The following is a 26981-nucleotide window of genomic DNA, read 5'->3' as shown; positions in this document are numbered from 1 at the left end:
TATTTATCTAGATTCTTGGCTAACTGCTTATCGATGAAAACAATTCTTTCAATGCTTCCTAGCGAGACCATTGCGCTCATAATTACTGCAGGAACAGACCATATGATCACATATGCAGCAAATATGCCTGTAATAGTAGTATAAGCGTCCTCAAAAATGTTAATCAAAGCCAATCTTCTATGGAACATCAATTAGATGCTTTAATATTTATTATCTAGTCTAAAGTGAATTGTATAAATGGCCTTTCATTGCTCTAAGAATCAACTAATAACTCCTAGCCATTTTACTAATAAAGAAAAGCATGGTGAGATAAAAAAACTCCAGACACCAATACAATTAACCCACATGAACAATTTGAACTTCTTCGAGGTGGTGGTTGCTCTATGCTTTATAAATGGGTAAAGAAGCCAGTATCCAAAAAGTCGAGTGCCAATTGCATATGACATTTGATATTTCCAACGCATATACCCTCTATCATCATAATACTTACTTAAATTCTTTGCCAATTGCTTGTCAATAAATAAAATTCTTTCAATACTACCCAATGAAACCATCGCACTCATAATTACTCCAGGGATAGACCACAAAACCAAATAACCACCGAAAGCCATTCCTATAACAATCGTAATTATCTCATACCAACTCATGTTATATCCCCTTCAATATACTCAGAAAGCTCAATAGTTTTCTCATATAAGAAATATACTCCATCACCGATAGCCTTGCCTAAAGTCGCACCAGCGATTCCACCCACAGAGCCACCTACAACAAAAGAACCGATAGATGCAATTGCTAATATAGGTGCAGACGTTACTCCAACAATACCCAGTACCAACATAGTGCCTGCACCTGCTATACTGCCACCAACAGTTCCTCCACCGACACTACCTACAAACCCGGCTACTTCACGAGTAGTGACTTTGCCACATTCCCCTGATCCATCGACGGAACAGGCTTCATAAATATTCTTCACGCCACTTGCGCCTCCAAGCAACAGCCCGACATAGCCGACGCCACGGGAAGCTCCAATACCGATTGCGACATTTGCTATACGTTTACCTAAATTAGGTACGAAGCCTTTTGCGATAATTTCATCGGCATGATGAACGACAGAGCGCGTGGATAGTTTGAGATTGCGCTTAATTTGTGTATAGACAGGGATTTTAACGCTACGTCGAGATAATGCAGCAAAGCTTCCATCTAGTTTTTGAAATAGTGAGGATCGCTCAGCGACAAAAGAACCATAGTTAATACCACCAACACGGCTCGCCATCGCCACCTGAGAGACGTATAGGTGGTTAATTTCCAAAAGTATGTTATTGATATTTTTTAAATGTTGCTCAACTCCTACAGCTACAGCACCAACTCCCATAGAAGCATAAGCATATAAATCACTTGGTAAGCCATCTTTGCCTACTTTTTTCATGGCTTCGTCAGCGTGAAAATCTAGCAATTCAAAGTGACGATTAACGGTGGAAACTTGCTCTTCAGTTAATTTTGCTAACTCTGTACTTGCTGCTGTTGCTTCTTCAATAAGAGCCGACAGCTTACTTCTCTGTGCTTCAGTGGATGGCTCTTTGGTTAGTACAACTACAATTTCCCCTTGACGGACAGGATTGTTCAAATGTGTATTGTATTTCGTCAAAAGCTTTTGGGTGTCGTCACTTGTATCTGAGGAAAAAAGCTTTTGCCAATAGTCGTCGAGAGGCTGCGTTTTTTCTACTTGAGTGAAGCCAAGCTCAAATTCAGTTGCAACATCAGACACCTTTTTGATATTAACAACGGTCACCTCTTTTTGGACTAATCTTTTATGATTAATAGCAACTGTTGAAGTATCAACTAAACAGCGCTCTGTATAGTCATAGTAAGTGTTCAGAGGGTGATTAAATGGCTTAGGGCTCTCAGGTGGTAGCTCATAAATAGATTTCTTTTCAATGTTTTGTGGTTGCGACTCCTTCACAGTTAGCAAATCACCTACCGCCAATGCCATTGGTTCAGCGTCATACTGCGGGTTCAAGTCCAACAGCTGCTTAGCGGACAGGCCGTATTGTTCGGCAATAGCAGGCCATGATTCACGTTGGCGGGTAGTCGGATCAAACTTAACGGTATGGGTTAATGGTTGCGCTGAGTCCCGAGTTTTATCGCTATTCGTATCTGCCGGTGAGTCGTCTCGATTCGCAACGGCTTGCTTAGGGGCGGCGAGTAAATCGCTGATAGATAGCTTTACGCCGTTTTCTGCTAGCCATTCATCATCTAAATTATCGAGCTCGTCACGGGTAATCGCTTCTTTAAGATAGACGAGGTGTTGGTCCTCGACGTCTTTACCTCCTAACTTCCAGTAAACCAAAATAGCACTCTGGTGCTTGTTAAGGCCTTGGTCATGATTGAGTTTTTCATGGGTAGAACGCGTGGCATAAAACTGCCACTTGCCATTGCCTAACAGCTTATATTCTTGAACAAGGCGCTTTTGGTTGAAGTGGTAATAATATCCCTCGGTCGGTAAACCGAGTCGCTCGCCGAGTTGAACAGAAGGTGTCACAGGAATAAAGGCTTCTCGGATGATACCTGAACCAATCGGCTTGACTTGTACGGGCTCAGGCACGCTGATGCCCATTGACGCTGATGCTATTTTGGCAACGAGCTTTTTGGGCTCATCAAATGCACTATATGTGGTGTACTTGGTACCATGCTCAGTGGGTGCGGTTTGCCAATCACCTATGTTGCCTTCTTGTTGTGTTTTGGCTAATTGAAACTTGCACCCCACCGTTTTGCTAAATACCTTATCCGAGCTAGCAATCTCAAAACAGTACTCGTATTTAAGTGGCGGCGGCTCATTTGAGCGGTCAGGTTTTACCGGCTCAGGCACATATGTTTCTTCGATATTGGTTACGGCATGCGCACTGTGACTGCTACCACCAGCGCCGCCGGCCACACTGCCAGATTGATTAGCTCTGGCCATAAGTGCTGAACGGGTTTGTGGTGAGAGAGTCGTTTCAGTATCTAACGAGAGGGACCAGAGCTTATTCACGCTGTCATGTACCATCGCGGGCCGCACTGGGATATCAGTCAACAGTGCAAATTCACCGCTATCAAGCTTTTCTTTAAATTGTGAAAAGCTCACCCCATCAGGCATTACATTACCAAGGTCTCGCTCATTCAGCGCCTCAATATCGCCCTCTACTTGCCCAAACTCATACGCCATGAGCTCGGTCAGTCTAACGAGTTTATATCCCACCGCATTGTCCGCCAGCCAAGAACCATGGCGATGTATTTTACTGAACAGACCAGATTTTTGGATAGATTTGTTGTCATCGTTAGGTTAGCACTGGCTAAAGTGTGAAGTGCGTACAAGAACGGATAACAGGAAGAACCCCTTTCAACGATATCTGATATCGAGAGCAAAGATTAAACTAGATCTTGACAGGCGCCCGTTGGCAATTTACATACCCAACACTGTGCTTGGGGCTTGTGTCACCGACGCCAATGTCACCATCGGCGTTAAAGTACGCGTAGGTCGGAAAAGCGCCAGTGCGATGTGACCCTCGTGACTCGATGTAAGTGGCGCGCCCGTTGCACGGCGCCTCCGACATCGGGGTTAAATTTGGCACCGATCGTGACTGACGCCCTATCTACTCACCAAAAAACTGCGTAATTGCGGTGATCATCCCTTGGGTGAGTTGGTGGAGTTGGTCGTCGCGGATGCAATAGGGTGGCATCATATACACCAGTTTGCCGAACGGGCGAACCCAAATGCCTTGGGCGGTCATTAAGGGCTGGATATCGGCCAGATTTACCGGGTCGGTCAGCTCTATCACGCCAATTGCGCCAAGCACACGCACGTCTGCCACACATTCCAATGCGCGAGCGGGGGCTAAGCCAGTTTTCAGCTGTTGCTCGATGTGCGCAACCGTCTGCGGCCAGTTACTTTCTAGCAAGGTATCAATGCTGGCGCAGGCCACGGCACAGGCGAGTGGATTACCCATAAAGGTAGGACCGTGCATAAAACAGCCTGCATCACCGCCACAGACAGTATCGGCCACATGGCGGGTGGTTAGCGTGGCGGCCAAGGTCATGTAGCCGCCGGTCAGTGCTTTACCGACGCAGAGTATATCTGGGCTGATCCCCGCATGGTCGCAGGCAAATAGTTTCCCTGTTCGGCCAAATCCGGTGGCAATTTCATCCACAATCAGCAGCACATCAAATTCGTCGCACAAGGCGCGCACTTGACGCAGGTATTCGGGGTGATAAAAGCGCATACCACCTGCGCCTTGCACGATGGGCTCTAAGATCACCGCGGCCAGTTGACCGTGATGGGTGGCGAGTGCGTCGCGCATAGGCTGCATGTCGTTAGGGTTCCATTCACCGTCAAAGCGGCTTTGTGGGGAGGGCACAAAATGATGCTGAGGCAGAAACCCTTTGTAGAGTTTGTGCATCGAATTATCAGGATCCGTCACCGACATGGCGGCGAACGTGTCGCCATGATAGCCATGACGCAAGGTCAAAAACTGTGCGCGTGACTCGCCGCGCCCCTGCCAATATTGCATCGCCATTTTAAGTGCCACTTCTACTGACACAGAGCCAGAATCGGCCAAAAACACTTGCGTGAGCGGGGCGGGTGAATGTGCGACCAAGCGCTCGCAAAGCGATACCGCGGGCTGGTGGGTGAGACCGCCAAACATCACATGCGACATGTTATCGATTTGCTGATGCGCTGCGGCGTTTAAAGCAGGGTGGTTATAGCCGTGAATGGCTGCCCACCATGATGACATGCCATCAATCAGAACGGTGCCATCTTCAAGATGCAGTTCCGCGCCGCTTGCGTGTGAGACGGGCAAGCAAGGCAAAGGATCGAGCGTTGAGGTGTAGGGATGCCAGATATGTTCACGGTCAAAATGGGTGTTAATGCTCATAAATAAATCAGATGTAAACTAGTGTGATATCGTTGTGTTGACAGGTTAGCGTCTGTGGGTAGACTAGCCAAGCATTAAAACGACAACAACGGGGAAAACCGCGTGGAAATAAGACACAACTGGACCGCACAGGACGTGCAAGCATTGTTCGATAAACCCTTTATGGATTTGCTGTTTGACGCGCAGCAAGTGCATCGTGAATATCATCCTGCCAATCAAGTGCAAGTCAGCACGCTGTTATCGATCAAAACTGGCGCGTGTCCAGAAGATTGCAAATATTGTCCGCAAAGTGCGCGGTATCGCACCGATGTTGAAAAAGAACGCCTGATGGAAGTCGAACAGGTGCTAGAAGCGGCACACAAAGCCAAAGCCTCGGGTGCGACGCGTTTTTGCATGGGGGCGGCCTGGAAAAACCCCAAGCAACGCGACATGCCATACCTGCTCGATATGATCCAAGGAGTGAAAAGCCTAGGATTAGAAACCTGTATGACACTGGGCATGTTGGATAACGAGCAGGCCCAAACGCTCTCTGAAGCGGGCTTAGATTACTACAACCATAATTTAGATACGTCGCCTGAGTTTTACGGCAACGTCATTACCACGCGGACCTATCAAGAGCGCCTTGATACCTTATCCAACGTGCGAGAGGCGGGGATGAAAGTCTGCTCAGGCGGGATTATCGGACTGGGCGAAAGTACCCGCGATCGCGCCGGCTTGCTGATGGAGTTGGCCAATATGCCTGCTCACCCAGAAAGCGTGCCAATCAACATGCTGGTCAAAGTAAAAGGCACACCGCTTGAGAACGTCGATGACGTCGACCCGTTCGATTTTGTCCGCATTATCGCGGTGGCGCGGATCATGATGCCCAAATCGGCGGTACGGCTGTCTGCCGGACGCGAAGACATGAACGAGCAAATGCAAACCTTGTGCTTTATGGCTGGCGCCAACTCGATATTCTATGGCTGCAAGCTGTTGACCACACCAAACCCTGACGAAGACGCGGATATGCAGCTATTTAAAAAGCTGGGTATTAATCGTGAAGCGGTCAGCCAAAAGCCCGATCAAGTCACTGAGCACGACTTACTTGAGCAAGTGGCCGAGCGAGTGGCATCGCGCCCGCAAGAGGGCGATTTGTTCTACGATGCCAGTGTCTAAGCACGATGACTGATACAAGATCAGCGCTGACCCGTCGTTATCAGGACGAGCTGACCGTACGCCAGCAACAAGGCCTGTGGCGGCAAAGTGGTGACAATGCCGTCGCCGAGTCATGGCGCAACTTTGCCGGTAATGATTACTTAGGCCTCGCGCAAGATCCGCGATTGGTCAAAAAGGCGCAGCAGCACTTTGAACGCTGGGGCGTGGGCGCGACGGCTTCGCCGGTAGTATCTGGTTTTACCGCAGCGCATCAATCCCTTTGTGATCAGCTGTGTGACTGGCTGGGTTACCCGCAAGCGATACTGTTTAATAGTGGTTTTGCCGCCAATCAGGCGTTGCTGTTTACGCTGTTAGGCAAAGACGATGCCTTGTTTCAAGACAAGCTCAACCATGCCTCCTTGATTGAGGCGGGTTTATTGAGCCCTGCCACGCAGCGGCGTTTTCGTCATAACGACATGGCACATCTTCGCCAACTGCTCGCAAAGCAAATCCAGCCTTCCGCATCGCTGATTGTCTCGGAAGGGGTATTTAGCATGGATGGTGATGTGTCGCCAGCCGAGAGTCTTGCCGCGATTGCCAACCAATCGGGGGCGCTCTGGGCGCTGGATGATGCGCATGGGATTGGCGTGTTAGGGCAAGAAGGCGAGGGCAGCATCAGTCGTGGCGCGCGGCCGGATATTTTAATCGTGACGTTTGGAAAAGCCCTGGGCGTGGCGGGGGCGGCAGTGCTGGCTTCTTCCACCATCATTGACTATTTACGCCAGTTCGCTCGCCATTATGTGTACTCGACGGCTATGCCACCCACGCAAGCGGCACTCATTGAAGATGCGATTAGGCTGGCACGAACAGAGCACTGGCGGCGAGAAATACTCAGCGCCCATGCTGAACAGCTAGCGCAAGGCCTCCAGGACTGGTTAGAAACCGACTCTGCTTTCGAACCGCATTCCTTCAGTACTCATTCTTTAGATAAGCAGCCCTTCCCGCAACTGCTTGCAACGTCTAGCCCGATCAAGCCGCTGATTATCGGCGATTTGGCAGCATTACAGCAGGTGAATCACGCTCTGATGAAGGCCCATATCCGAGTAGCAGCGATTCGGCCACCGACTGTGCCTGCTAACACCGCACGTCTGCGGATCAGCCTGTCTGCGCAGCATCAAAAAACAGATATCACCGCATTGATTGAGTCGCTTAAGCCGGTATTAGCGAGCGACAAAGCGTGTGGGGTGACAGCATGACCGTCGTCGATAAACAAGCGATTGCTCAAGCGTTTGGCCGAGCCGCGCCCCATTATGACGACAGTGCGACGCTGCAGCGCCGTGTCGGTCATCGGTTAATAGCATTGGCTGAGTCAGAGCAAAAGCAAAAGGCTGTCCGTCTCGGTACCGTCTTAGATGTCGGCTGTGGCACCGGTTATTTCACTCAGCAGTGGATGACTCATGCCAAGACAGTGATTGGACTGGATCTCAGCGCCGCCATGCTTGCGACGGCAAAAGCGCGCTGTGACGATGCCATGCTAGCCGTACAAGCAGATGCGGAGCATTTGCCGCTGGCTGATAACAGTGTCGATCTAGCATTTAGCTCGTTAGCGCTGCAATGGTGTGATGATTTACACGTGCCATTGGCGGAGCTGAGTCGGGTCGTCAAACCCGGCGGGAAAATTCTTGTTTCGACACTGCTCACCGGATCCTTGTGTGAACTCGATAGCGCGTGGCAACAAGCATGCGGCACGTCACGAGTGAACCGCTTTATCTCTTTATCAGGGTTACAGCAGGCGACCCAACGCGCCGGGCTGATGAACGCGACCGTGTTGCAAGAAAGCGAACAGCTGACTTTTGCCAATGCCCATACGGTGATGAAAAGCTTAAAAGGCATTGGTGCCACCTATCGTCCGCAAGGGGCGGGGCAGCAAGGTCTGGCTACAAGAGCGCAGTTTAGCGCGGTAGAAAAGGCGTATCAGCGTTTTGCACTTGCCGCCGGCACCTTACCGGCGACCTATCAAATTGGCTACATAGTGATTCACCATCATGCATGACAGTTACTTTATTACCGGCACCGATACCGAAGTGGGAAAAACCTATACCACGGCGGCGCTGTTGCACGCTTTTATCGCAAAGGGCTATCAAGCGGTGGGCTACAAGCCTGTTGCCGCTGGTGCCGATTTAGCGCCTGATTACCAACTAAATAGTGACGCTGTCACTTTGCAGCGCGCCAGTGCGATTGCATTGCCGTATGCCGCGATCAACCCAGTGTTATTAGAAACGCCATGTTCGCCGCATTGGGCGGCCGCGTTAGCCAATACGCCCATTGATACCCAGATGCTGAGCGATGGGCTAGTACATTTAAAACAGCAGGCACGCCCGGTATTGGTAGAAGGCGCCGGCGGCTGGCAAGTGCCACTGAGTGAGACGGAAACGCTGGCCGATTGGGTAGTTGCCCATCAGCTGCCAGTGATCATGGTGGTGGGGATTAAACTTGGCTGTTTAAACCATGCTTTGCTCACTGCAGAGGCCATTCGTGCCCGCGGGCTTGAATTAGCCGGATGGGTCGCAAACACGGTTGATCCTAAGGCCCAGCACAGTGACGAGATGGTGCGCTATTTAAACGCCCATTTAGATGCGCCTTATCTCGGGCACTTGCCGTTTGCTGCCGATGCTTCGCCAACACAATGCGCGAGTCACTTAGATGTTTCGCGGTTGTAAACAATTTATGGAAATGTAGCGATCAAAAAAGCCAGCACTATGCTGGCTTTGTCTATTCAGTAGCTGATGCAGATAGACCGTTACTTTTGGTCGCCTCGCACGCCCATTAAGCTTTGCTGTATCTCTGCCATTTGACGTGCCGCCGACGCGTCATCTGACGCTAATCCAAGCTCTGAACAGGCTTCATCGAAGCTCATGCCGAGATGACAGGTTAAGATGTCGATCGCGACGCGGTAATTTTCTTGCTCTGCCATGGTCTCACTCCATTGATAACGCGTTGCAAGGATGAAGTATGCAACAGTTTGTGATTTATACTGTCTGATGAGGGTGTCTGCGCGTTGCGAAACAGCCTCGTGAGTATCGTAGTTTTAAACAGCTGGGTATAAATTAGCCTGACTCGAGCGCGAAGACAACTCGACCAAAGTCTATAGTCGTGGCTTTTTGTCTTTTTTATTGGCTTTTTCTGTATTGTTTATTTTTAAATCAATGAAAAATAAGACAAATATATAGCTTGGCGTGAGGTCACATTTTGTTTAGATTAGATGGGAATAACGTGCCACACTAACTGGTCGGAGCTTGATGACGACATCACTTTATTGGTAACAAAATGCATCAAAGGATTGTTTTTATCTTGAATGCCCATACTATTTTCACCAATACAGCTTTCACCAATACAATTTTTACAATTTTTACTAATACAACGTCCACCAATACAATTTTTACCAATACAACAAGCAAGCGCTGAACACTGGGTTTAAGCGACGGAGAGACATAATGAAACGCATAGGATTATTTCTTGCTACCAACTTTGCGGTACTGATTGTATTTAGCATTGTGCTAAATATTATTTATGCCGTGACTGGCATGCAGCCGGGGAGCTTGTCCGGACTGCTAGTGCTGGCGGCCGTCTTCGGTTTTGGTGGTTCGATCATTTCGCTACTGATGTCTAAATCGATGGCGCTTCGTTCTGTCGGCGCGCAAGTGATTGAGCATCCACGTAACGAAACCGAGCACTGGCTAATGAACACCGTGAGCCAACAAGCACAACGTGCTGGGATTGGCATGCCAACGGTCGCGATTTATAACTCACCCGATATCAACGCCTTTGCCACCGGTGCTAAGCGTAACGATTCTGTCGTGGCGGTCTCGACCGGGTTAATGCAAAACATGACACGCGATGAAGCCGAAGCGGTACTGGCGCATGAAATCAGTCACATTGCTAATGGTGACATGATCACCATGACCTTAATGCAAGGCGTCGTGAACACCTTCGTGATCTTTATTTCACGTGTGATCGCAGGGGCAGTCAGTGGCATGAATAGTGACGAAGAAGGCGAAGGCGGCGGCAACTGGATGATGTATTTCCTGATCTCTTCCGTGTTGGAAATCGTCTTTGGTATTCTTGCCAGCATCCTCACCATGTGGTTTAGCCGTCATCGTGAATTCCGTGCCGATGCCGGATCTGCGCAGCTGGTGGGCAAGCAGAAAATGATTGCAGCACTTGAGCGCTTAAAAGTGAGCCAAGAGCCAAAGCTAGAAGGATCGATGATGGCGTTCGGTATCAACGGCAAGAAAACACTGAGCGAGTTGTTTATGACGCACCCGCCGCTAGAAAAACGCATTGATGCCTTGCGTCGTGGTGATCACTTATAACGGGCGCTTTTTCATGCTCGACCAAAGCCAGCATCAAATCATGCTGGCGAATGATAGATAACATGTTTAAGCGGCCTGCGGGTCGCTTTTTGTTTGTGCACGACGCCATTTGATCACATCACTGGCTAACACAGCGCCAAGCACGATCAACGCCATCGCCGCCAGCGTGAGTATGCTAACCGTTTCACCGAAAACCGGTATGGCCATTAACGCGGCCACCACAGGCGTAAATGCCCCCATCGCGGCACTCATTTCAGCTCCTAACCGGCGAATGGCAAAGGCGTAGCTGTAGTTGGCAATAATCCCCACGCCCAAGCCTTGAGCAAGAATGTGATAACCAAGTTCATCGAATGGCGCTTGGAGTAGGTTAAACGAAATAAGCCCACTCAATGCGCCCACCGGCAGCAGTAATACAGCCGATATCGCTAATACCGCACCGGCTTCCGCAGCACTTAATCCTGTCACGCGTACGCCAATGGTAAACCAGGCCCAACTGATACTGGCTGCGAGCAAAATCAGATGGCCTTGGGTGACAGGCCAAGGTGAAAAGAACAAGGAGTGCCATAAAAATGCGCCAATACCGAGCACAATCAGACTAATGCCTAATCGTCGTCCCATGGAGAGCGATTCGCCATAAACAGTCCAAGCAATGGTGGAAACAAACAGCGGTAAGATCCCAGGTATTAATGAGGCTCCGTCAGCCACAGGCGCAAACTGCATCCCCGTGGCAGCCAGCAGATAAAACGGTAACCCTGCGCCAAATGCAATCGCAAACAGATAACGTTTGGGGGTAGTGACAATATGGCGTACTCGATGACGACTCAACCAACCAAATAACAACGCGGCGGGTAAGAAGCGCAATAAGGCAATATCGCCACTGGTTAATACCGATTGGCTGGCCTGACGTAATGAAATAAATAAGCTTGCCCAGATGGTCACGGTCAAGCCCATGGCAAGCATGCCCAATAAACGTTGTGAAGGTGCAGGCATCATTAATCACTTCCTTGTCGATTCGTTATTTAAGTGTGACAGCGTCAAAGAAGAGATTGGTGGCAAAATAAAGGATGATTTAAGCCAGGATTAGCGATTATCATCTTTTTATGGATATAAATTAATAAAAACCATCAAGGAGGCGGTTTGGACAATAAAGACAAAGCGATTCTTGCGTTATTGCAGGATGATGCGCGCCGTACTGTTGCCGAGATAGCCGATGCGGTTGGGCTCTCGTTTTCGCCGTGCGCAAGACGGATTAAAAAGCTTGAGGCTGATGGGATCATTGCCTCATACCAGGTCACACTCAACCGCCAGCGGATTGGGCTAAACATGACATTTTTTGTCAATGTCAGCCTGAGTAACCACCGAGAAGAGGCAATTGTTACCTTTGAGCATGCGCTAGTGGAAATGGATGAAGTGATTAACGGCCATGTGATATCGGGCACGTATGATTATTTACTGGAAGTAGTCAGTCGCGATCTGCCGCACTACGAAGCCTTTATGCGTCAGCTGCAAACGCTCGCCATGGTGAAAGACATCAATACCAATGTGGCGATCCGCGCGGTAAAACAAGGCGCAGCACTCAAGGTATAGCGCAGCGCTTAAAGTCTAGCGCTGCGCCAGAATCACACGATGGAAAAACGGCGATAAACCGATAGCGCGTGATTAGCTAAGGTGCTGGTTGACCCAGTCGCTGAACGCATTTTGTGGCAAAGCACCATTTAAGACATCAACCCGTTCGCCGTTTTTAAACACCATCAGGGTCGGAATGCTACGAATGCGATATTGCGCCGCGAGGGCTTGTTGGGCCTCGGTATCAATTTTCACAAAACGGGCACGACCTGATTCCTGCTCTGCCACTGCTTCAAAAGCGGGTGCAAAGCTTTGACAGGGGCCGCACCAGGTAGCCCAGAAATCGACGACAACCGGCTTGTCGCTATTTAATAAAGCGGCAAAGTTATCTGTAGTGCCTTCGATAGGCTTGCCATCGAGCAGTGCCGATTGACACTTACCACAGTTAGGTGCGTCATTAATGCGCGCTTCAGGAATACGGTTGGTTGCTTGGCAGTGGGGGCAGCGCGAGGTAAGAGTTGTCATTGTGCGTCCTCGTTGAATGATTTACCCCTAATGTAAGCGCCTTTGTGTGATAGCCCAAGTCGAAATAATCAATCACTTAAATAGAAAAAGCCGATGACAGTGTCACCGGCTCGTTTTCTTTTGCCTTACCGCTTGCTAACTAGCCTTGTTAAAGGCCATCAACCACGCCAAGGATTGCGCTGAGCATGTCTCGGCCAAATGCTTGGCTGCGCGCGGGTGACCAGCCAAAGTCAGGATCGGGATGATTGTTATGATCTTTAAACGGCATTTCGACCGTGTACGACAAACACTTAAAGCGCTCACCAATCCAATTTGAGCCAACGGTTAAGTTCGCTTTGCCTGGTGCATCTTTTTCATAGCCGTGCTCGTCTTGAAACTCCGGCGTCACGGTAAGCAGCGTACGCTTAAATCTGTCTTCCAAGTCTGCCATGCGCGCATCATAAGAGGGGATGCCCTCACAGCCGGCGACAAAGTTATATGGGATGGCCTCGTCACCGTGGATATCCAAACACATTTTTACCCCAGTTTGCTCCATACGGGCACGAACATGATACACCTCGGGACTGCGTTCAAGGGTGGGCGACTGCCACTCGCGGTTCAAGTTTGCGCCCACCGCATTAGTGCGTAGATGGCCGCGCACACTGCCATCAGGATTCATGTTCGGCACCACATAAAAATCAGCTTTTTCTAGTAATGCCTGTGCAGTGGTATCGGTGTCGTCAAGCAATCGGTCGAGTAAACCTTCCATAAACCACTCCGCCATGCTTTCGCCGGGATGCTGGCGCGCAATTAGCCAAATGGGCGTTTTCGGTTGAGCAGACTCGCTTAAATCCGCGCGGATTTTCAACAAACTAATATCACGACCATCCAAGGTTTGTCCTAGCGTTTCGAGCTGGCACTGTGGATAGGTCTGCGCCTGATGAATGAGATCCAAATGGCGTTCATAGCTATAAGGCGCGAAGTAGGCAAAGTACATCGAACCATGTTGCGGCGTGACCTTAATCGTCAAGGTGTCGCCATCAAACTCGGTTGGCACGCGGAACCAGGTATCGCGGTCATATGAGGCAACGGCTTGGTAATCTTTCCAGCCTTCAGGATAGGCCGACCCAGCGAGCTGTTGAATGTGGAGTGTATGAGCCTGATCCACGTCCGCTTCTAAGCGAAAATGGAACCACTGATAAAATTCAGATTGACTGTCATGATGAATGGCAAGCTGGATATTATTGATGTCGCTATCATTCAGAACGCGAATATTCCCGCTATCGAACTGACTAAAAATACGCATAGAGCATCCTTTTTCTGTTGAAGGGCCAGCTGTGTTTGCGCCGGAAGGATAAGCCTTATTATTATTTTCGCTTCGTCTGTTGCCTATTTGAGCAGACATTGGGCGTTTACAGGCTTATGCTGATTAATCTCAGTGATTATCTTGCCGTGCCAAAGGTGAGCTGGCAAGGTGCTATCAAGATTCAAGCGAACTCTCCAGCCTTTTAACACAAAAAAGGAGCCATTATGCAGCTTCACGATCAGGCGCTACTCAAATCTCAGGCCTTAATCAATGGCCAATGGGTTGATGCCAATCATCAAACCACACGTTCAGTCACGAACCCTGCTAACGGTGAGTGCTTGGCAACGGTGCCCAATATGGGGGCGGAGGAAACACGTCGCGCGATTGATGCTGCCGACGCCGCCTTGCCCGAGTGGCGAGCACTCACCGCCAAAGCTCGAGCTGAGATCCTCTATCGCTGGTATGAGCTCATGCTCGAGCATACCGAGGACTTAGCCGCGATCATGACCGCGGAGCAGGGCAAACCGCTGAAAGAATCTGCCGGTGAGATCCAATACGCCGCGTCGTTTTTGCAATGGTTTGCTGAAGAAGCCAAACGTGTGAATGGCGCAACTATTCCTGCCGAGCAGGCCGATAAACGCATCTCCGTGATCAAGCAGCCCATAGGTGTGACAGCAGCCATCACGCCTTGGAATTTCCCCGCCGCCATGATCACCCGTAAAGCAGCGGCCGCGCTTGCTGCCGGTTGTACCATGGTGGTCAAACCGGCCAGCGACACCCCTCTATCAGCGTTGGCGTTGGGTGAATTAGCGCAGCGTGCCGGCGTACCTGCTGGCGTGCTAAGCATTATCACCGGGACGGCGGGTCCGATTGCAGATACCTTATGTGCCGATGTACGTGTGCGTAAACTCTCTTTTACCGGCTCGACCGACATTGGCGCGCAGCTAATGGAAAAATGTGCGCCAAGCATTAAAAAGCTGTCGTTGGAGCTTGGCGGTAACGCTCCATTCATCGTCTTTGATGACGCCGATATTGATGCCGCCGTAGAAGGGGCGATTGCCGCTAAATTCCGCAACGCGGGACAAACATGCGTGTGCGTGAATCGCATTTACGTGCAATCGCGTATTTATGACGCATTTGCTGAAAAATTCACCCAGGCAGTGAGCCAATTACGCGTTGGGCAGGGTACTGACAGCAACGTTGACATTGGTCCGTTGATTAATCGTGGCGCCATCGACAAAGTGAAAGCACACCTGGACGATGCCCAGCAACACGGTGGTGAGATTTTATTGGGGGGTGACTGCCCCGATTTAGGCGACAACTTCATCCAACCGGCGGTGATTAAACACGCGACCTCGGCGATGCGGATTGCGAAAGAAGAGACCTTTGGTCCTGTCGCACCGCTGTTCGCTTTCGACGATGAAGCGGAAGCCATCGCCATGGCCAACGATACCGAATTTGGTTTAGCGTCGTATTTTTATGCCCGTGACATCAGCCGTGTACACCGCGTTGCCGAGGCGCTGGAATATGGCATGGTGGGGATTAATACCGGTTTGATCTCAACGGCGGTAGCACCGTTCGGAGGGGTCAAACAATCTGGGTTAGGACGCGAAGGATCGCAATGGGGCTTGGATGAATACCTCGAAATGAAGTACCTGTGTTTGGCGCTGTAACCATGTGCTGGCATAACGACACACGGAAAGCGYGTCAATCTGGTGTGGAAAATTACTGACACATCATCAACACGCTACCTGGGTTATAGCCGCGAGACTGGTGAGATTGTCGCCGTATTGGCGACGATCTCGTCACTTGGATTGTTTTTTATCAGCTTAATGTATGAATATTTGTGATTCGGCACATCTGCTCTGTTGTTGCCTTTTCATCCGTGGTAAAACTTAAGAGATGCGTAAGACAAGTCCAACCGTTGCGTTCACGCAGCATGTTGGCGAACCAAACCAAGTGGAGATACAAGTTTGATCAATGTTTTTCTTGTAGATGATCACGAGCTGGTTCGCACAGGGATTCGACGTCTTTTAGAAGACGTTCGTGGCATAAAAGTGGTAGGGGAAGCCGACAGCGGTGAAGCCGCACTCAAGTGGTGCCGGCAAAATCACGCCGATATTGTCCTGATGGACATGAATATGCCAGGTATCGGCGGGTTGGAGGCCACACGTAAGTTGCTTCGCTACTCGCCAGACGCCAAAATTATTGTGCTCACAATTCACACTGAAAATCCGTTCCCAACCAAGGTGATGCAAGCCGGTGCGGCAGGGTATCTCACCAAGGGCGCAGGGGCTGATGAAGTAGTGAATGCGATCCGCATGGTGAACAGTGGCCAACGCTACATTTCACCTGATATTGCCCAGCAAATGGCGCTGAGTCAGTTTTCTACCTCTTCTGATAATCCTTTCAAAGAGCTGTCAGAGCGCGAACTGCAGATCATGTTAATGATCACCAAAGGGCAAAAAGTGACCGATATTTCAGAGCAGTTAAACCTTAGTCCAAAGACGGTGAACAGTTATCGCTATCGCTTATTTAGCAAGCTAGATATCAATGGTGATGTGGAGCTAACCCACCTTGCTATTCGTCACGGCATGTTAGATACCGAAAGCCTTTAAAGCGAAGTTAAGCAGTACGAGATCGCGCAGTGCCAAACACCTTTGATGCCAAGAGTTTTCTTAAAACCGTGCCTCACCAGCCAGGCGTTTATCGAATGATGAACGCCACCGGTGAGATCATTTATGTGGGTAAAGCGAAAGATCTCAGCAAGCGATTAGCCAGTTACTTCCGGCTTCAGGTGTCGAGTGAGAAAACTAAAGCACTCGTCCGTCACATTGCTGATGTGGAAGTCACCGTCACCCACACTGAAACCGAAGCGTTAATTCTTGAGCACAACCTGATCAAGCAGCATCGTCCAAAATACAACGTCTTGCTGCGTGATGATAAAACCTACCCGTACATTTACCTCAGTGGCCATGAGCACCCACGGCTGGCGATCCATCGTGGCGCGAAAAAGAAAAAGGGCGAATATTTTGGCCCGTTTCCCGATGCCAACGCGGTGCGTAAAAGCCTGCACTTATTGCAGAAAATCTTTCCTGTTCGCCAGTGTGAAGACTCGGTGTATGCCAACCGCAGCCGTCCGTGTTTAATGTATCAAATTGGCCGCTGTGCCGGACCGTGTGTGTCTGGGCTGATCAGTGATGAAGAGTATGCCGAGCAAGTTAATTTTGCCCGCATGTTTTTACAAGGCAAAGATCGCGAAGTGATCGACAGCTTGGTCGCCAAGATGGAAACTGCCAGCCAACAGCTGCAGTTTGAAAAGGCCGCCGAGTACCGCGATCAAATTCAAGCGTTGCGGCGCGTGCAAGAGCAGCAATTTGTCTCGCAAGACAGTGACGATGATCTGGATGTGATTGGCTTTGCAGTCGAAAATGGTGTCGCCTGTATCCATGTGCTCTTTTTGCGCCAAGGCAAAGTGCTGGGCAGCCGCAGCCATTTCCCCAAGATGCCTGCCGAGACCGAGCCAGGTGAAGTGGTTTCAAGCTTTGTCAGCCAGTTTTATTTGGCGCAAGCAGAAGGGCGCACCATTCCAAGCCATATTCTGATTTCAGACGATATTGGCGATGATCTTGGCTGGCTATCGACGACCCTGAGTGAAATCGCCGGGCGCAACGTCCAGCTACAAAGTCGACCAAGGGGCGCTAGAGCGCGATTCTTAAAGTTGGCCAACACCAATGCGCGCACCGCCTTGACCAGTAAAATCAATCATCGGATGACCATCCAACACCGTTATCAGGCGCTACAACAAACCTTGGGCTTGGAGCCGGTTAAACGGATGGAGTGTTTTGATATTAGCCACACCATGGGAGAAAAAACGGTCGCCTCTTGTGTGGTGTTCAATCAAGATGGCCCCCTGAAAAAAGAGTACCGCCGTTATAATATTGAAGGGATCACCGGCGGTGATGATTATGCGGCGATGGCGCAAGTGCTGACGCGTCGGTATAGTAAGCAAGTTGAGCCGGAAAAAATCCCCGACATTATCGTGATTGACGGCGGCAAAGGGCAGCTTAACCGCGCCTGGGAAGTGCTTGAACCCCTAATCGCTGACTGGCCGATTAACCCGCTGATATTAGGTGTGGCAAAAGGCACCAGCCGTCGACCTGGGCTAGAAACCTTAATTAAGATCTCAGGCGAAGAATTTTCGCTGCCGTCCGACTCGCCAGCCTTGCACCTGATTCAACATATTCGTGACGAAAGCCACGACCATGCGATTGCCGGACACCGCGCCGCGCGAGGCAAAGCACGCAAACAGAGTGTACTCACACAAATCGACGGGATTGGCCCGAAACGCCGCCAAGCACTACTCAAATACCTCGGCGGGCTCCAAGAGCTAAAAAACGCCAGTGTCGAAGAAATCGCCAAAGTGCCAGGCATCAGTGCAACATTGGCAGAGAAAATTCATTCCTCATTGCAAGGTTAGCGGCAATGGGGCACCATAACCTAGTTACTCCTAAAATAAAAAGCTGAGCATGCGTCTAAATATACCTACCATTCTGACCTTTTTGCGCATTGCGCTGATCCCGGTCTTTGTTGTTGCTTATTATCTTCCCTACGCGTGGGCGCCGTTTGTGGCGGCACTGATTTTTATCATTGCGGGGGCGACGGATTGGTTAGATGGCTATTTAGCACGCCGTTTAAAACAATCGACTCGATTTGGCGCATTTCTCGATCCCGTTGCCGATAAAGTGATGGTGGCGATTGCCATGGTGTTGATTGTCGAGCACTACGCGTCTATTTGGGTCACGATTCCCGCTGCCACCATGATTGCGCGCGAAGTGATTATTTCTGCATTGCGAGAGTGGATGGCCGAAATCGGCAAACGTGCCAGTGTCGCGGTGTCTTGGGTAGGTAAATTTAAAACCGGCTCGCAAATGTTCGCGCTGACCATGCTGTTGTGGCATGGCGCCCCTTGGATTGAGTGGTTAGGGTATATTGCTTTGTATGTCGCAGCAGGCCTAACGTACTGGTCGATGTATCAATATATGATGGCAGCCAAAGACGATTTGCTGGCCGATCCTGATGGCGACTAAGCCCTAACGACCCATATCGCCAACGCACCAGCGACAAAAACGCGCGATAGCGCGCAACAAAAAACGCAGCCCCGTTAAGGCTGCGTTTTGTCGTTTAGCGCTTAGGAATAGTCAACACAAATGCCGCGCCTTGTAATACCGAGTCCGTGACGTGGATATTACCATCGTAACTAGCGATAATTTCATCGCACACGGCCAAGCCAATTCCGGTGCCCGGGTTCAGTTGATCGGCGCGCACGCCGCGTTGAAAAATGCTCTCTCGATAGCACTCCGGCACCCCAGGGCCGTCATCTTCAATGATAAGCTGAAACACCTCACCTTGATCCTCTACGCGCACTTTCACTTGCTCAAGGCAGAATCGATAGGCGTTTTCTAACAAGTTACCGAGTAACTCCATCAAATCACTGTGGTGTATCGGCAAAGAGGCGTGTTGATCAAATGCGCGGATCACTTTAACCGGTTTATCGCGATACGCTTTATCTAACATCCCGGCCAAGCTATCGATAGGCGCAGACAGTGGGCTATCTTCGCGTTWTAACCCACATTGCCCCACCAACGCACGTTTTAGTTGATACTGCACCATGTCATCCATTTGGCTGACTTGCTCTAGGATCCGTTTGTTCAGTGCTTCACGCGATAAGCGATTGTCGTCTAACAAGGCGTTGGTGGCCGACAAGCGCGTTTTTAAACTGTGAGCCAAATCATCCATCGCGTGACGATAGCGCGTTTTTTGCTTCTCGCGTTGGGTGATCATCCGGTTAAGCGCTTGGGTAACATCTTGCAGCTCATCAGGATAATCATCGTCCAAGGTTTTTTGCCGTGATTCGGTAATCGCAATCAGCTCTCGTGCCAATCGGCGCAGCGGAGAAAAACTCCAATGGCAGGCGGCGATTACCATGGCAGAGGCCGAAAGAAACAGCAAACTGATATAAAACCAGGTCTCTGTCTCTAAATCAGCTAACTGTTGTTTTTGCGTATCCACGTTACGCAGCACAAACAGCCGGTTATCACTGTCGCCAGGTTGCTTCTCGGAAGACAGCCGTTGAGCAACCACGTTAAAGCCCGCAATAGAAAGGTACTGCGGTTTTTTGGTCAGATCAGGCAACAGCGCGCAAATATCGTCGATATCAAAGGCGCGAACATCGCGGGAGGTCCAAAGCGTATGTTTATCTCGCGTACAAAGAACGGACATATAGTCGCTGCTAGAGGGATCCAGCGATTGGATCCACGCCGTGAGCTCATCGGCGCGAATCAATCCATCTTTACTCAGTTGCGCCATGACCATGGGAACTTGTGAGGCCAGATCGCGAGAATAAGCGGCCATCGAGCTTTGTTGATAGAGCTTATTAATTAAAGCGGCTAGGGCGATAGAAAAAACCAGTATGATACCGATAGACGTCGCAAGCACTCGAGTGCGCAATCTTGGTCGACAACGACACAAGGTAAATTGGCCTAGTTTCATGATTCACTCAGCTTGAATTTCAAAAAGATATCCTTGACCTCGCACGGTCGAGATCGGGTTGCTATGGCCGCTTTGGAGCAGCTTTTTGCGCAGGCGACTGATCATCACCTCAATGGTGTTCGGATCGCCATCTTGATCGTGATATAGCACATCGAGCAAGCGCTGCTTGGAAATCACCTCACGGCTATGACGCATCAAATACTCAAACAAATCATACTCAAACGCGGTTAACTCAAGTGGCTGGCCGTTCACCGTCACCGCTTTGGCTAACAAATCGAGCTCAATATCACCGGCGGTAATCGTGGGTTTGACAAAGCCAGCACTTCGGCGCACCAAGGCATTGAGGCGGGCAACCAGCTCCGGCTTTTGAAACGGCTTAACCAAGTAATCATCAGCGCCAGCATCTAGACCCGTGACTTTGTCTTGCCAGTTCGCCCGTGCGGTCAACACCAAAATAGGCAGGCGCAAGCCTTTGGCGCGAATGTCCCGAATCAAGCTGATCCCATCTTGATCGGGTAGGCCCAAATCAACAACGGCAATATCGTTGGGGTATTGATCGGCAAAATACAGCCCCTCGCTCGCCGTCTTGGCACAGCGAACATGGTGCCCAAGCTCGGTGAGCTCGGTGTTTAGGTGATGACTTAAAATCGAATCATCTTCAATAATCAATACCTGCATAAAAGCCTCTTTAAAACAAAAAAGCGCCCATGGTTGGACGCATTGATTATAAGTTTTGTTGGCTGAATTGTGCCTGACGTGACGTCGTTCTCTTCGACGGCTTACACCAAAATAATCATTAAGGTGCCGGCGAGTGTCAGGATCACGTTGGCAATCGCATAGGTGCCCGCGTAGCCCAGTGCTGGAATGGTACTGCGCGCGTGCTCATTGATCATATCCATCGCCGGGGCACAGGTGCGTGCGCCAATAATCGCACCAAACAATAAGGCGCGGTTCATTTTAAGCACATAGGCCCCCACCAGATAAGCAATAATTACGGGGATCACGCTAATCACAATGCTGGCCAAAATCACCGAAAAGCCCATATCCGCGATGTAATCAAATAGCCGGCTACCGGCACTCAGACCAATCCCGGCCATAAAGGTCATCAGGCCTAAATCTTTGACCATATTCAGCGCCCCTTGTGGCACATAGCCGAAGGTAGGGTGGTTGGCGCGTAAAAAGCCAAGGCTGATCCCTGCCAGCAGCAAGCCGGCGGCATTACCCAGCCCAAAGGTCACTTGGCCAAAAGTGAGGGTGATCATCCCCAACCCAAGCCCCAGAATAAAGAAGCAACAAAACGCGAGCAAATCCGACATCTGGCTATGAATCGAGATAAAACCAATCCGATCCGCCAGCCCTTTTACGCGGCTTTTCTCGCCACTGATTTGCAACACATCGCCTTTATTCAGAATAATGCCTTGGTCCATCGGCATCTCGACTTGCGCGCGTACCACGCGGTTTAAAAAGCAGCCATATTCCGACAAGCTAAGATCGGACAGCTTCTTTTGCGCCACACTGTCGTTTTTCACCACGATTTCTTCTTCGACGATGCGCAAATCAAGCAAGTCACGATCAAACACTTCTTTACCGTTTCTAAAACTGGGGTCGAGACGCGCATGGCTGTCTGGGTAGCCCACTAAGGCAATCTCGTCCCCTTGCTGCAAAATGGCATCGCCATCGGGGTTAGCCAAAATGCCATTACGGCGAATCCGCTCGATATAACAGCCGGTTTGGCGATAAATACCCAGCTCACGCAGATTACGGCCATCAATCCAATCAATCAGCTCTGGGCCAACCCGATAGGCGCGAATAATAGGCAGATACACTTTACGCTGTGACTCACTGCCTAACCCGCGCTCAATTGCAATTTGCTGAGCAGAGTGCTCCAGGTTATGGCGTTGCAGCTTAGGCATTAACTTGGCAAGCACAATCAAACTCACCAAACCGGTAAGGTAGGCCATGGCATAGCCGACACTGAGGTTATCGATCATCATCCCCAGCTGCTCGCCATCGGTGCCGGTTAAGCCAGAGTTAAGCGCATCTTTCGCGCCCACGAGCACCGGAGTAGCGGTGAGTGCGCCTGCCATCATGCCAGTGGCAATGCTGGTATCCAGCCCCAACTGATCTTGAAAAAACAACGTCAACCCAATAGCGCTTAACAACACGGTGAGCGCGAGCAATAGGTAAGATTTTCCGTCACGGAAAAACACGCCAAAAAAGTTCGGCCCTGCCTCGATACCGACACAGTAGATAAACAACATAAAGCCGATGCTGAGTGCGTCGGGCGAAAAGGTAAACCCGGCATTACCAAAAATGATTGCGGTGAACAACACGCCGATGGATCCACCGAGTTGCACACTACCAATTTTGATCTTTCCGACGGCCAGGCCGAGCGCGAGCACCACAAAAAGGAGTAAAATATCGTTTTGAAGCAGGAGGTTATTGACGTCTATATTCACAGCACAAATGTCCGACAGCGCGTGCAGAGGGTTAATGTGGTGAAAATTATACCAACCTTAATCACATTTTGTTGGACAAATTTAGTGAAATACACAGAAAAGTTGGGTAAAAAAAGACCGCTTGGCTGATTTTTTCAACGTAAACAACAAAAAGCCCCATCGACTGATTTTTAAGGCGCCCCTATACAAGCCCCTAGACTCAAGCCAACGCCCCCTTACCAGACCCACAGAATAAGCGCTCGCTAACATTTTGGACATTAAGACATGAAAAGCTAACAAGGTATTTGATAGGCTACTGCCACAATCGACATTTTTAAGGCCTGTTGGATGCCGCAAACCGGCGGGCGGTAGCGTGGAGAAATACTGGATAGATAACCAGCTTATCGCCTCGAGCACCGCAATGGCATGCACGTTTTGTCATCATGCATTCACGCTTTCTCAGTACAAGAAACTATAAATACAATATAATCAATGCATTATAAATATAAGTGCAGTGATAATGTGCACGCCTTACCAGTGATAGACGGCATGCACACTTTCTCGGGAAGAGACAGACATTAAAAGTGAAAAATTATTTAATAACAGGCAGTTAAGAAAGAAAAGACGCATGTAACGGTTTTGGGAAAGTGAGCGTGCGCGCTAATACAATGTTATGTGTATTTCATCCATAGGCCATAGAAGGAGTTCTGATGACTGATCATTTCGGTTCTTGTCTGTGTGGTACCGTGAGCTTTGAGTTAACAGGTGATTTCGATAGCTTTTACCTGTGCCATTGTCAGCATTGCCAAAAAGATACGGGGTCGGCTCATGCGGCAAATCTATTCTCACAGTCAGCTAAATTGGCCTGGCGGTCGGGTGCAGATGCTGTGACGTCCTTTACGCTTCCAGGCACTCGTCATAACTCGTCATAAAAAAAGCTTTTGTAAGTTGTGTGGATCAGCCTTGCCAAGTACTAAGATCCCAGGATTGCTAGTCGTTCCGGCNCGGTGTGGTACCGTGAGCTTTGAGTTAACAGGTGATTTCGATAGCTTTTACCTGTGCCATTGTCAGCATTGCCAAAAAGATACGGGGTCGGCTCATGCGGCAAATCTATTCTCACAGTCAGCTAAATTGGCCTGGCGGTCGGGTGCAGATGCTGTGACGTCCTTTACGCTTCCAGGCACTCGTCATAACAAAAGCTTTTGTAAGTTGTGTGGCTCAGCATTGCCAAGTACTCAGATCCCAGGATTGCTCGTCGTTCCGGCAGGATGCTTGGATACTGAAATCTCTATGGCGCCAACCGCGCATATCTTTTCATCCAGCAAAGCTGTTTGGGACGAGGGGTTAGGGGACGTGCCAAAGTTTGAGGGGCTGCCAGAGTGAGCTACCATCACATAACCAGTGGCTGTTGGCGGACGAACCTACGCTGCGCTCCGGCACGCCGCAAAGCCAAGCGTTATATTTCATGCACATAGGGAGCCAGTTTGAAAGATAAACCATCAGACTTAGAGAGACTTATTCATGAATCACTAGAGCAGCTAGGCTGGTCGGCTGACGCTACCAGTATCGCTGATAGAGTACATAGACTTAATATAGGTCTTCCATTAGAAGACGAGTTTTCGATTATCTGCGGCTGGCTAGGGCAATGTGATTTAGTCCATAAATTAGATCAGCAGCAGTATCCAACCACTTCTAAATATACTTTTCAGGTTCCGGATTTACTGGCAAACTTTAACGTGCGTGGCGCAGGAAGTATTTCTGTTTTAATTGAAGTTAAGTCTTGTGAGAAAAATGTATTGTCTCTCAAGCCTGATTACGTATCTAAGTTAAAGGCTTATGGTCAATTATTAGGACTGCCCGTTTTAATTGCTTGGCGAAAGTATGGTATTTGGAGTCTGGTAGATTTAGGCGTTTTTTCAAAAGTCAATAAAAATTTCAATCTCAATTTTAATGACGCTATGCAAAATAGCTTAATGAGTAAACTTCTTGGCGACTTCTCATACACTCCGCAAGTTAATTCGGGTGTACATATCAGCTTCAAGAAAGAAAAGCTTATTGAAACTATCGAAACAGATGAAGAGCTACAAGAAAGTTGGCACATGGTCATAGATGATGTGTACTTCACTAACGGGGAAAGAGAGCAGTTAAGAGATCTGTCTCCGATTGCTCAGCAACTATTCCATTCATGGGACCTTACCACAACACAATCGCACTCTGATTCTCATGTGGTGATGCATAATACAATTGAGGAGGAATCGGGGATGTTTGCACATATGGCTTTAACTAGGTTGCTTTCTTTTCACGGTCGGGAAGACGAGATTCATTGGAGGCGCCATCTGCAACATGATGCTGCAATCTCAAGTGTCTTAGATTTCAGAAGCGGGATTGAGCAGAACCTAAAAGCAGGCATTATCAAATACATCTTTGACATTGAGCCAGTTAATGTCCCGGATTTTCTCAGTGAAATATAACAAATGCATGTTGTCGGACTGGTTTTCCGCTGCGCTACAAACCAGCCGCAAATGCGGGCGTTACGTGTCCAATCGGAGGAAAATATGAGTTCATATCCTCAACGTGTTGCAGACAACATGTTGCCTCTATCGTTGGCAGGAAAACTTCCTGAAGCATTTAAAGAGTGGTATTTCACCGAAAATATGGAAGATCACGAAATAGCAGAAGAGGACTGCGAGCTATGTGATCAGGAGCAGCTTAGGTACCACTTTGAAATAAAAAATAGGCATACCAACCAACGTTTGTGGGTCGGCTCGAGTTGCATTTTGAAGTTCCAGGTTCAGGTCTTTGACAATGGCGCTTTGCTAGATGCAAAAGGTTCAGCTAAAAAGCTTGAAGAGCTTAAAAAGCAGATGAGGCTTGAGTCTTGCATTAAAGCACTTAGAAAGCTGGCCGCCTCAGAAGACAACGACATACTCTCAAACGCTCTAGATTTTTATGTGAAAAACAAGTGCCTGACTCCGAAGTTTGCATTTGTTGTATTTTGGCGTTTGAACAGCAACAAAATTGACCACAGCCCCTCTTTCTTCAAGGTAAGCTTGAAAAAAGATAAATATAAGAGGGATCTAGCACAAATGCCTCTGGATCGTGTTCATATGATCTGGCCGGCGCTATCAAGTAGCCAGCGAAAGCTTGCAATATCATATGGACATTCGGCACCTAGTAACACGTAACAAGTGTAGGCTGTCGGACAAATTACTCGCTGGGCTCCTAATTTGCCGCAGCTACAGGCGTTAGCTTACATAATGAGGTCCAGTGTATGAAATTTTTGATTAATTATGAATGTAGAGATGGAAATGGTGTTTCGAATGAAAAATTTGAGATCGAGTTGGATTATGAGCCTAATATAATGGACTCCAATTTAATTAGCGCGGCACTGAAAGACTCTACGAAATATCATCAAAAAGGGATTGCTGGTGTAAGTATTACTTCAATATCCTTGATTTCGTAATAAGCTCTGTATCTTAAAATATTTATTGAGGGAATATTGTTATGATTTGTAATGAACAACATAGGTATAACCAAGAATTTGAATTGCTTCCAAATGACCAGAGTAAATTTAATGGACGTCATAAGTGTGTTGGTTGCGCTTATGATCGAGGGTATGAATTAGGACTCGCTAGAGCGCAAACATTGAGCATCGATTACTCAACTTTACCTGACAGTCAAGCAGGAGCAGGAAGGCATAAAAGTGTGCAGGCCGCTTTTGCTGAAGGATATCGCCAAGGAATTTTAGCTTCGTACCATGTAAGCTAACAAAGCGCTGCTGGCGGACAATTTTTCCGCTGCGCTCCGAAATTGCCGCAGAGCGTGGCGTTAAGTTTCTAGAAAAGTGTTCGGGAAGAAAGGAGATGTAATGAAAAAGATTTTTTTAACTTCATCTTTCGTGGATGTGGCAGATTTATTCGTGGAGTTCGCCGAGGAAAAATGCGCAGGAAAAACTGTTACATTCATACCTACGGCGAGTCTTGTCGAAGATGTTACATTTTATGTGGATGCTGGCAAAAAGGCCCTTGAAGAACGCGGGCTAATTGTTGACGAACTTGAAATTTCAACGGCAACCAAAGAAAAAATAGATAGTACGCTCAAAAAGAATGACTATATCTATGTTACTGGTGGTAATACCTTCTTTCTCCTTCAAGAGCTGAAAAGAACAGGCGCGGACACAGTTATATCCAGTTATATC

Annotated in this window: 26 protein-coding genes; 16 read left to right on the top strand and 10 right to left on the bottom strand. The window is 49.0% G+C overall.

Translation table 11 applies throughout. The features are described from left to right. Positions 1–260: 260 nt before the first annotated feature. From BZG81_RS05030 to bioA, 3 genes are all read right to left on the bottom strand, one after another. The gene (locus BZG81_RS05030; RefSeq protein ID WP_077660182.1) at positions 261–647 is read right to left on the bottom strand and encodes a hypothetical protein; all 387 of its coding nucleotides are present in this window, start codon (positions 645–647) and stop codon (positions 261–263) included. Further along, positions 644–3202 (bottom strand): LysM peptidoglycan-binding domain-containing protein, encoded by a 2559-nt coding sequence (locus tag BZG81_RS05025; RefSeq protein WP_077676875.1) that lies wholly within the window; start codon positions 3200–3202, stop codon positions 644–646. Before BZG81_RS05025 ends, BZG81_RS05030 begins: the two co-directional genes overlap by 4 nt. 427 nt (positions 3203–3629) lie before the next feature. Beyond that, on the bottom strand, positions 3630–4904 hold the full coding sequence (gene bioA, locus BZG81_RS05020; RefSeq protein WP_198533632.1) for an adenosylmethionine--8-amino-7-oxononanoate transaminase: 1275 nt from the start codon (positions 4902–4904) through the stop codon (positions 3630–3632). Positions 4905–5012: 108 nt separating this feature from the next. Here bioA and bioB point away from each other — a divergent pair, with 108 nt between their 5' ends. The 4 genes from bioB to bioD are packed head-to-tail and all read left to right on the top strand — an operon-like array spanning position 5013 to position 8764. Further along, on the top strand, positions 5013–6065 hold the full coding sequence (gene bioB / locus BZG81_RS05015) for a biotin synthase BioB (RefSeq protein WP_021024395.1): 1053 nt from the start codon (positions 5013–5015) through the stop codon (positions 6063–6065). Positions 6066–6070: 5 nt separating this feature from the next. Continuing rightward, entirely contained in the window at positions 6071–7300 is a 1230-nt protein-coding gene (locus tag BZG81_RS05010) for an 8-amino-7-oxononanoate synthase (RefSeq protein ID WP_077660179.1), read from the top strand. After that, positions 7297–8097 (top strand): malonyl-ACP O-methyltransferase BioC, encoded by an 801-nt coding sequence (gene bioC, locus BZG81_RS05005; RefSeq protein WP_077676874.1) that lies wholly within the window; start codon positions 7297–7299, stop codon positions 8095–8097. The genes BZG81_RS05010 and bioC overlap by 4 nt, the downstream gene beginning before the upstream one ends. Then, positions 8090–8764 (top strand): dethiobiotin synthase, encoded by a 675-nt coding sequence (gene bioD / locus BZG81_RS05000; RefSeq protein WP_077676873.1) that lies wholly within the window; start codon positions 8090–8092, stop codon positions 8762–8764. The genes bioC and bioD overlap by 8 nt, the downstream gene beginning before the upstream one ends. 80 nt (positions 8765–8844) lie before the next feature. Here the strand turns inward: bioD and BZG81_RS15685 are convergent, their stop codons facing one another. Further along, positions 8845–9018 carry a hypothetical protein gene (locus BZG81_RS15685; RefSeq protein WP_021024399.1) on the bottom strand — a complete coding sequence of 58 codons (174 nt, stop codon included), beginning with the start codon at positions 9016–9018 and terminating at the stop codon, positions 8845–8847. Between the two features lie 520 nt (positions 9019–9538). Between BZG81_RS15685 and htpX the strand changes: the two genes are divergently transcribed. Further along, complete coding sequence (gene htpX, locus BZG81_RS04995; protein WP_025673171.1) at positions 9539–10417, top strand: protease HtpX; 879 nt, start codon at positions 9539–9541, stop codon at positions 10415–10417. Between the two features lie 66 nt (positions 10418–10483). On the opposite strand, the gene BZG81_RS04990 is transcribed toward htpX, so the two are convergent. Next, a complete protein-coding gene (locus BZG81_RS04990; protein ID WP_077576551.1) occupies positions 10484–11410 on the bottom strand; it encodes a DMT family transporter in 927 nt (308 codons plus the stop codon). 144 nt (positions 11411–11554) lie between these two features. Between BZG81_RS04990 and BZG81_RS04985 the strand changes: the two genes are divergently transcribed. Next, on the top strand, positions 11555–12004 hold the full coding sequence (locus BZG81_RS04985; protein ID WP_077461312.1) for an Lrp/AsnC family transcriptional regulator: 450 nt from the start codon (positions 11555–11557) through the stop codon (positions 12002–12004). A gap of 72 nt (positions 12005–12076) precedes the next feature. On the opposite strand, the gene trxC is transcribed toward BZG81_RS04985, so the two are convergent. Both trxC and BZG81_RS04975 read right to left on the bottom strand, forming a co-directional pair. Then, positions 12077–12508, bottom strand: coding sequence for a thioredoxin TrxC (gene trxC / locus BZG81_RS04980; protein ID WP_021024404.1), 432 nt, complete (start codon positions 12506–12508; stop codon positions 12077–12079). Positions 12509–12656: 148 nt separating this feature from the next. Beyond that, positions 12657–13793, bottom strand: coding sequence for a M14 family metallopeptidase (locus BZG81_RS04975; protein WP_077676872.1), 1137 nt, complete (start codon positions 13791–13793; stop codon positions 12657–12659). A 224-nt stretch (positions 13794–14017) separates the two neighbouring features. On the opposite strand from BZG81_RS04975, the gene BZG81_RS04970 reads away from it, so the two are divergent. The 4 genes from BZG81_RS04970 to pgsA all read left to right on the top strand — a co-directional run bounded on the left by BZG81_RS04970 (position 14018) and on the right by pgsA (position 18883). Continuing rightward, positions 14018–15466 carry an NAD-dependent succinate-semialdehyde dehydrogenase gene (locus BZG81_RS04970; RefSeq protein ID WP_077676871.1) on the top strand — a complete coding sequence of 483 codons (1449 nt, stop codon included), beginning with the start codon at positions 14018–14020 and terminating at the stop codon, positions 15464–15466. A 300-nt stretch (positions 15467–15766) separates the two neighbouring features. Continuing rightward, positions 15767–16411 (top strand): UvrY/SirA/GacA family response regulator transcription factor, encoded by a 645-nt coding sequence (uvrY, locus tag BZG81_RS04965; protein WP_077461315.1) that lies wholly within the window; start codon positions 15767–15769, stop codon positions 16409–16411. A gap of 29 nt (positions 16412–16440) precedes the next feature. Continuing rightward, a complete protein-coding gene (gene uvrC, locus BZG81_RS04960; RefSeq protein WP_077461316.1) occupies positions 16441–18273 on the top strand; it encodes an excinuclease ABC subunit UvrC in 1833 nt (610 codons plus the stop codon). Positions 18274–18322: 49 nt separating this feature from the next. Continuing rightward, a complete protein-coding gene (pgsA, locus tag BZG81_RS04955) occupies positions 18323–18883 on the top strand; it encodes a CDP-diacylglycerol--glycerol-3-phosphate 3-phosphatidyltransferase (protein ID WP_077461317.1) in 561 nt (186 codons plus the stop codon). Between the two features lie 94 nt (positions 18884–18977). On the opposite strand, the gene BZG81_RS04950 is transcribed toward pgsA, so the two are convergent. The 3 genes from BZG81_RS04950 to BZG81_RS04940 form a co-directional block, all read right to left on the bottom strand. Beyond that, positions 18978–20345 carry an ATP-binding protein gene (locus tag BZG81_RS04950; protein WP_077676870.1) on the bottom strand — a complete coding sequence of 456 codons (1368 nt, stop codon included), beginning with the start codon at positions 20343–20345 and terminating at the stop codon, positions 18978–18980. A gap of 3 nt (positions 20346–20348) precedes the next feature. Next, positions 20349–21023, bottom strand: a complete 675-nt coding sequence (locus tag BZG81_RS04945) for a response regulator (protein WP_021024412.1) — start codon at positions 21021–21023, stop codon at positions 20349–20351. A 101-nt stretch (positions 21024–21124) separates the two neighbouring features. Continuing rightward, positions 21125–22804, bottom strand: a complete 1680-nt coding sequence (locus BZG81_RS04940) for an aspartate:alanine antiporter (protein ID WP_021024413.1) — start codon at positions 22802–22804, stop codon at positions 21125–21127. A gap of 689 nt (positions 22805–23493) precedes the next feature. On the opposite strand from BZG81_RS04940, the gene BZG81_RS15915 reads away from it, so the two are divergent. The 6 genes from BZG81_RS15915 to BZG81_RS04905 form a co-directional block, all read left to right on the top strand. Further along, positions 23494–23715 (top strand): GFA family protein, encoded by a 222-nt coding sequence (locus BZG81_RS15915; protein WP_198533627.1) that lies wholly within the window; start codon positions 23494–23496, stop codon positions 23713–23715. 85 nt (positions 23716–23800) lie between these two features. After that, a complete protein-coding gene (locus BZG81_RS04930) occupies positions 23801–24166 on the top strand; it encodes a GFA family protein (protein WP_077676869.1) in 366 nt (121 codons plus the stop codon). Between the two features lie 101 nt (positions 24167–24267). Continuing rightward, positions 24268–25254: a hypothetical protein gene (locus BZG81_RS04925; protein ID WP_077676868.1), complete on the top strand. Its 987-nt coding sequence runs from the start codon at positions 24268–24270 to the stop codon at positions 25252–25254. An 84-nt stretch (positions 25255–25338) separates the two neighbouring features. Then, positions 25339–25968 (top strand): hypothetical protein, encoded by a 630-nt coding sequence (locus BZG81_RS04920; protein WP_077676909.1) that lies wholly within the window; start codon positions 25339–25341, stop codon positions 25966–25968. Positions 25969–26287: 319 nt separating this feature from the next. Then, positions 26288–26551: a hypothetical protein gene (locus tag BZG81_RS04910; RefSeq protein WP_077676866.1), complete on the top strand. Its 264-nt coding sequence runs from the start codon at positions 26288–26290 to the stop codon at positions 26549–26551. 100 nt (positions 26552–26651) lie between these two features. Beyond that, positions 26652–26981, top strand: a 330-nt coding sequence (locus tag BZG81_RS04905) for a Type 1 glutamine amidotransferase-like domain-containing protein (RefSeq protein WP_198533626.1), incomplete at its 3' end; no start/stop codon positions are given.

The sequence above is a fragment of the Salinivibrio sp. MA607 genome (assembly GCF_001996245.1).
Lineage (GTDB): Bacteria > Pseudomonadota > Gammaproteobacteria > Enterobacterales > Vibrionaceae > Salinivibrio > Salinivibrio costicola.
This window is presented reverse-complemented; position numbering and strand designations above follow the sequence as displayed.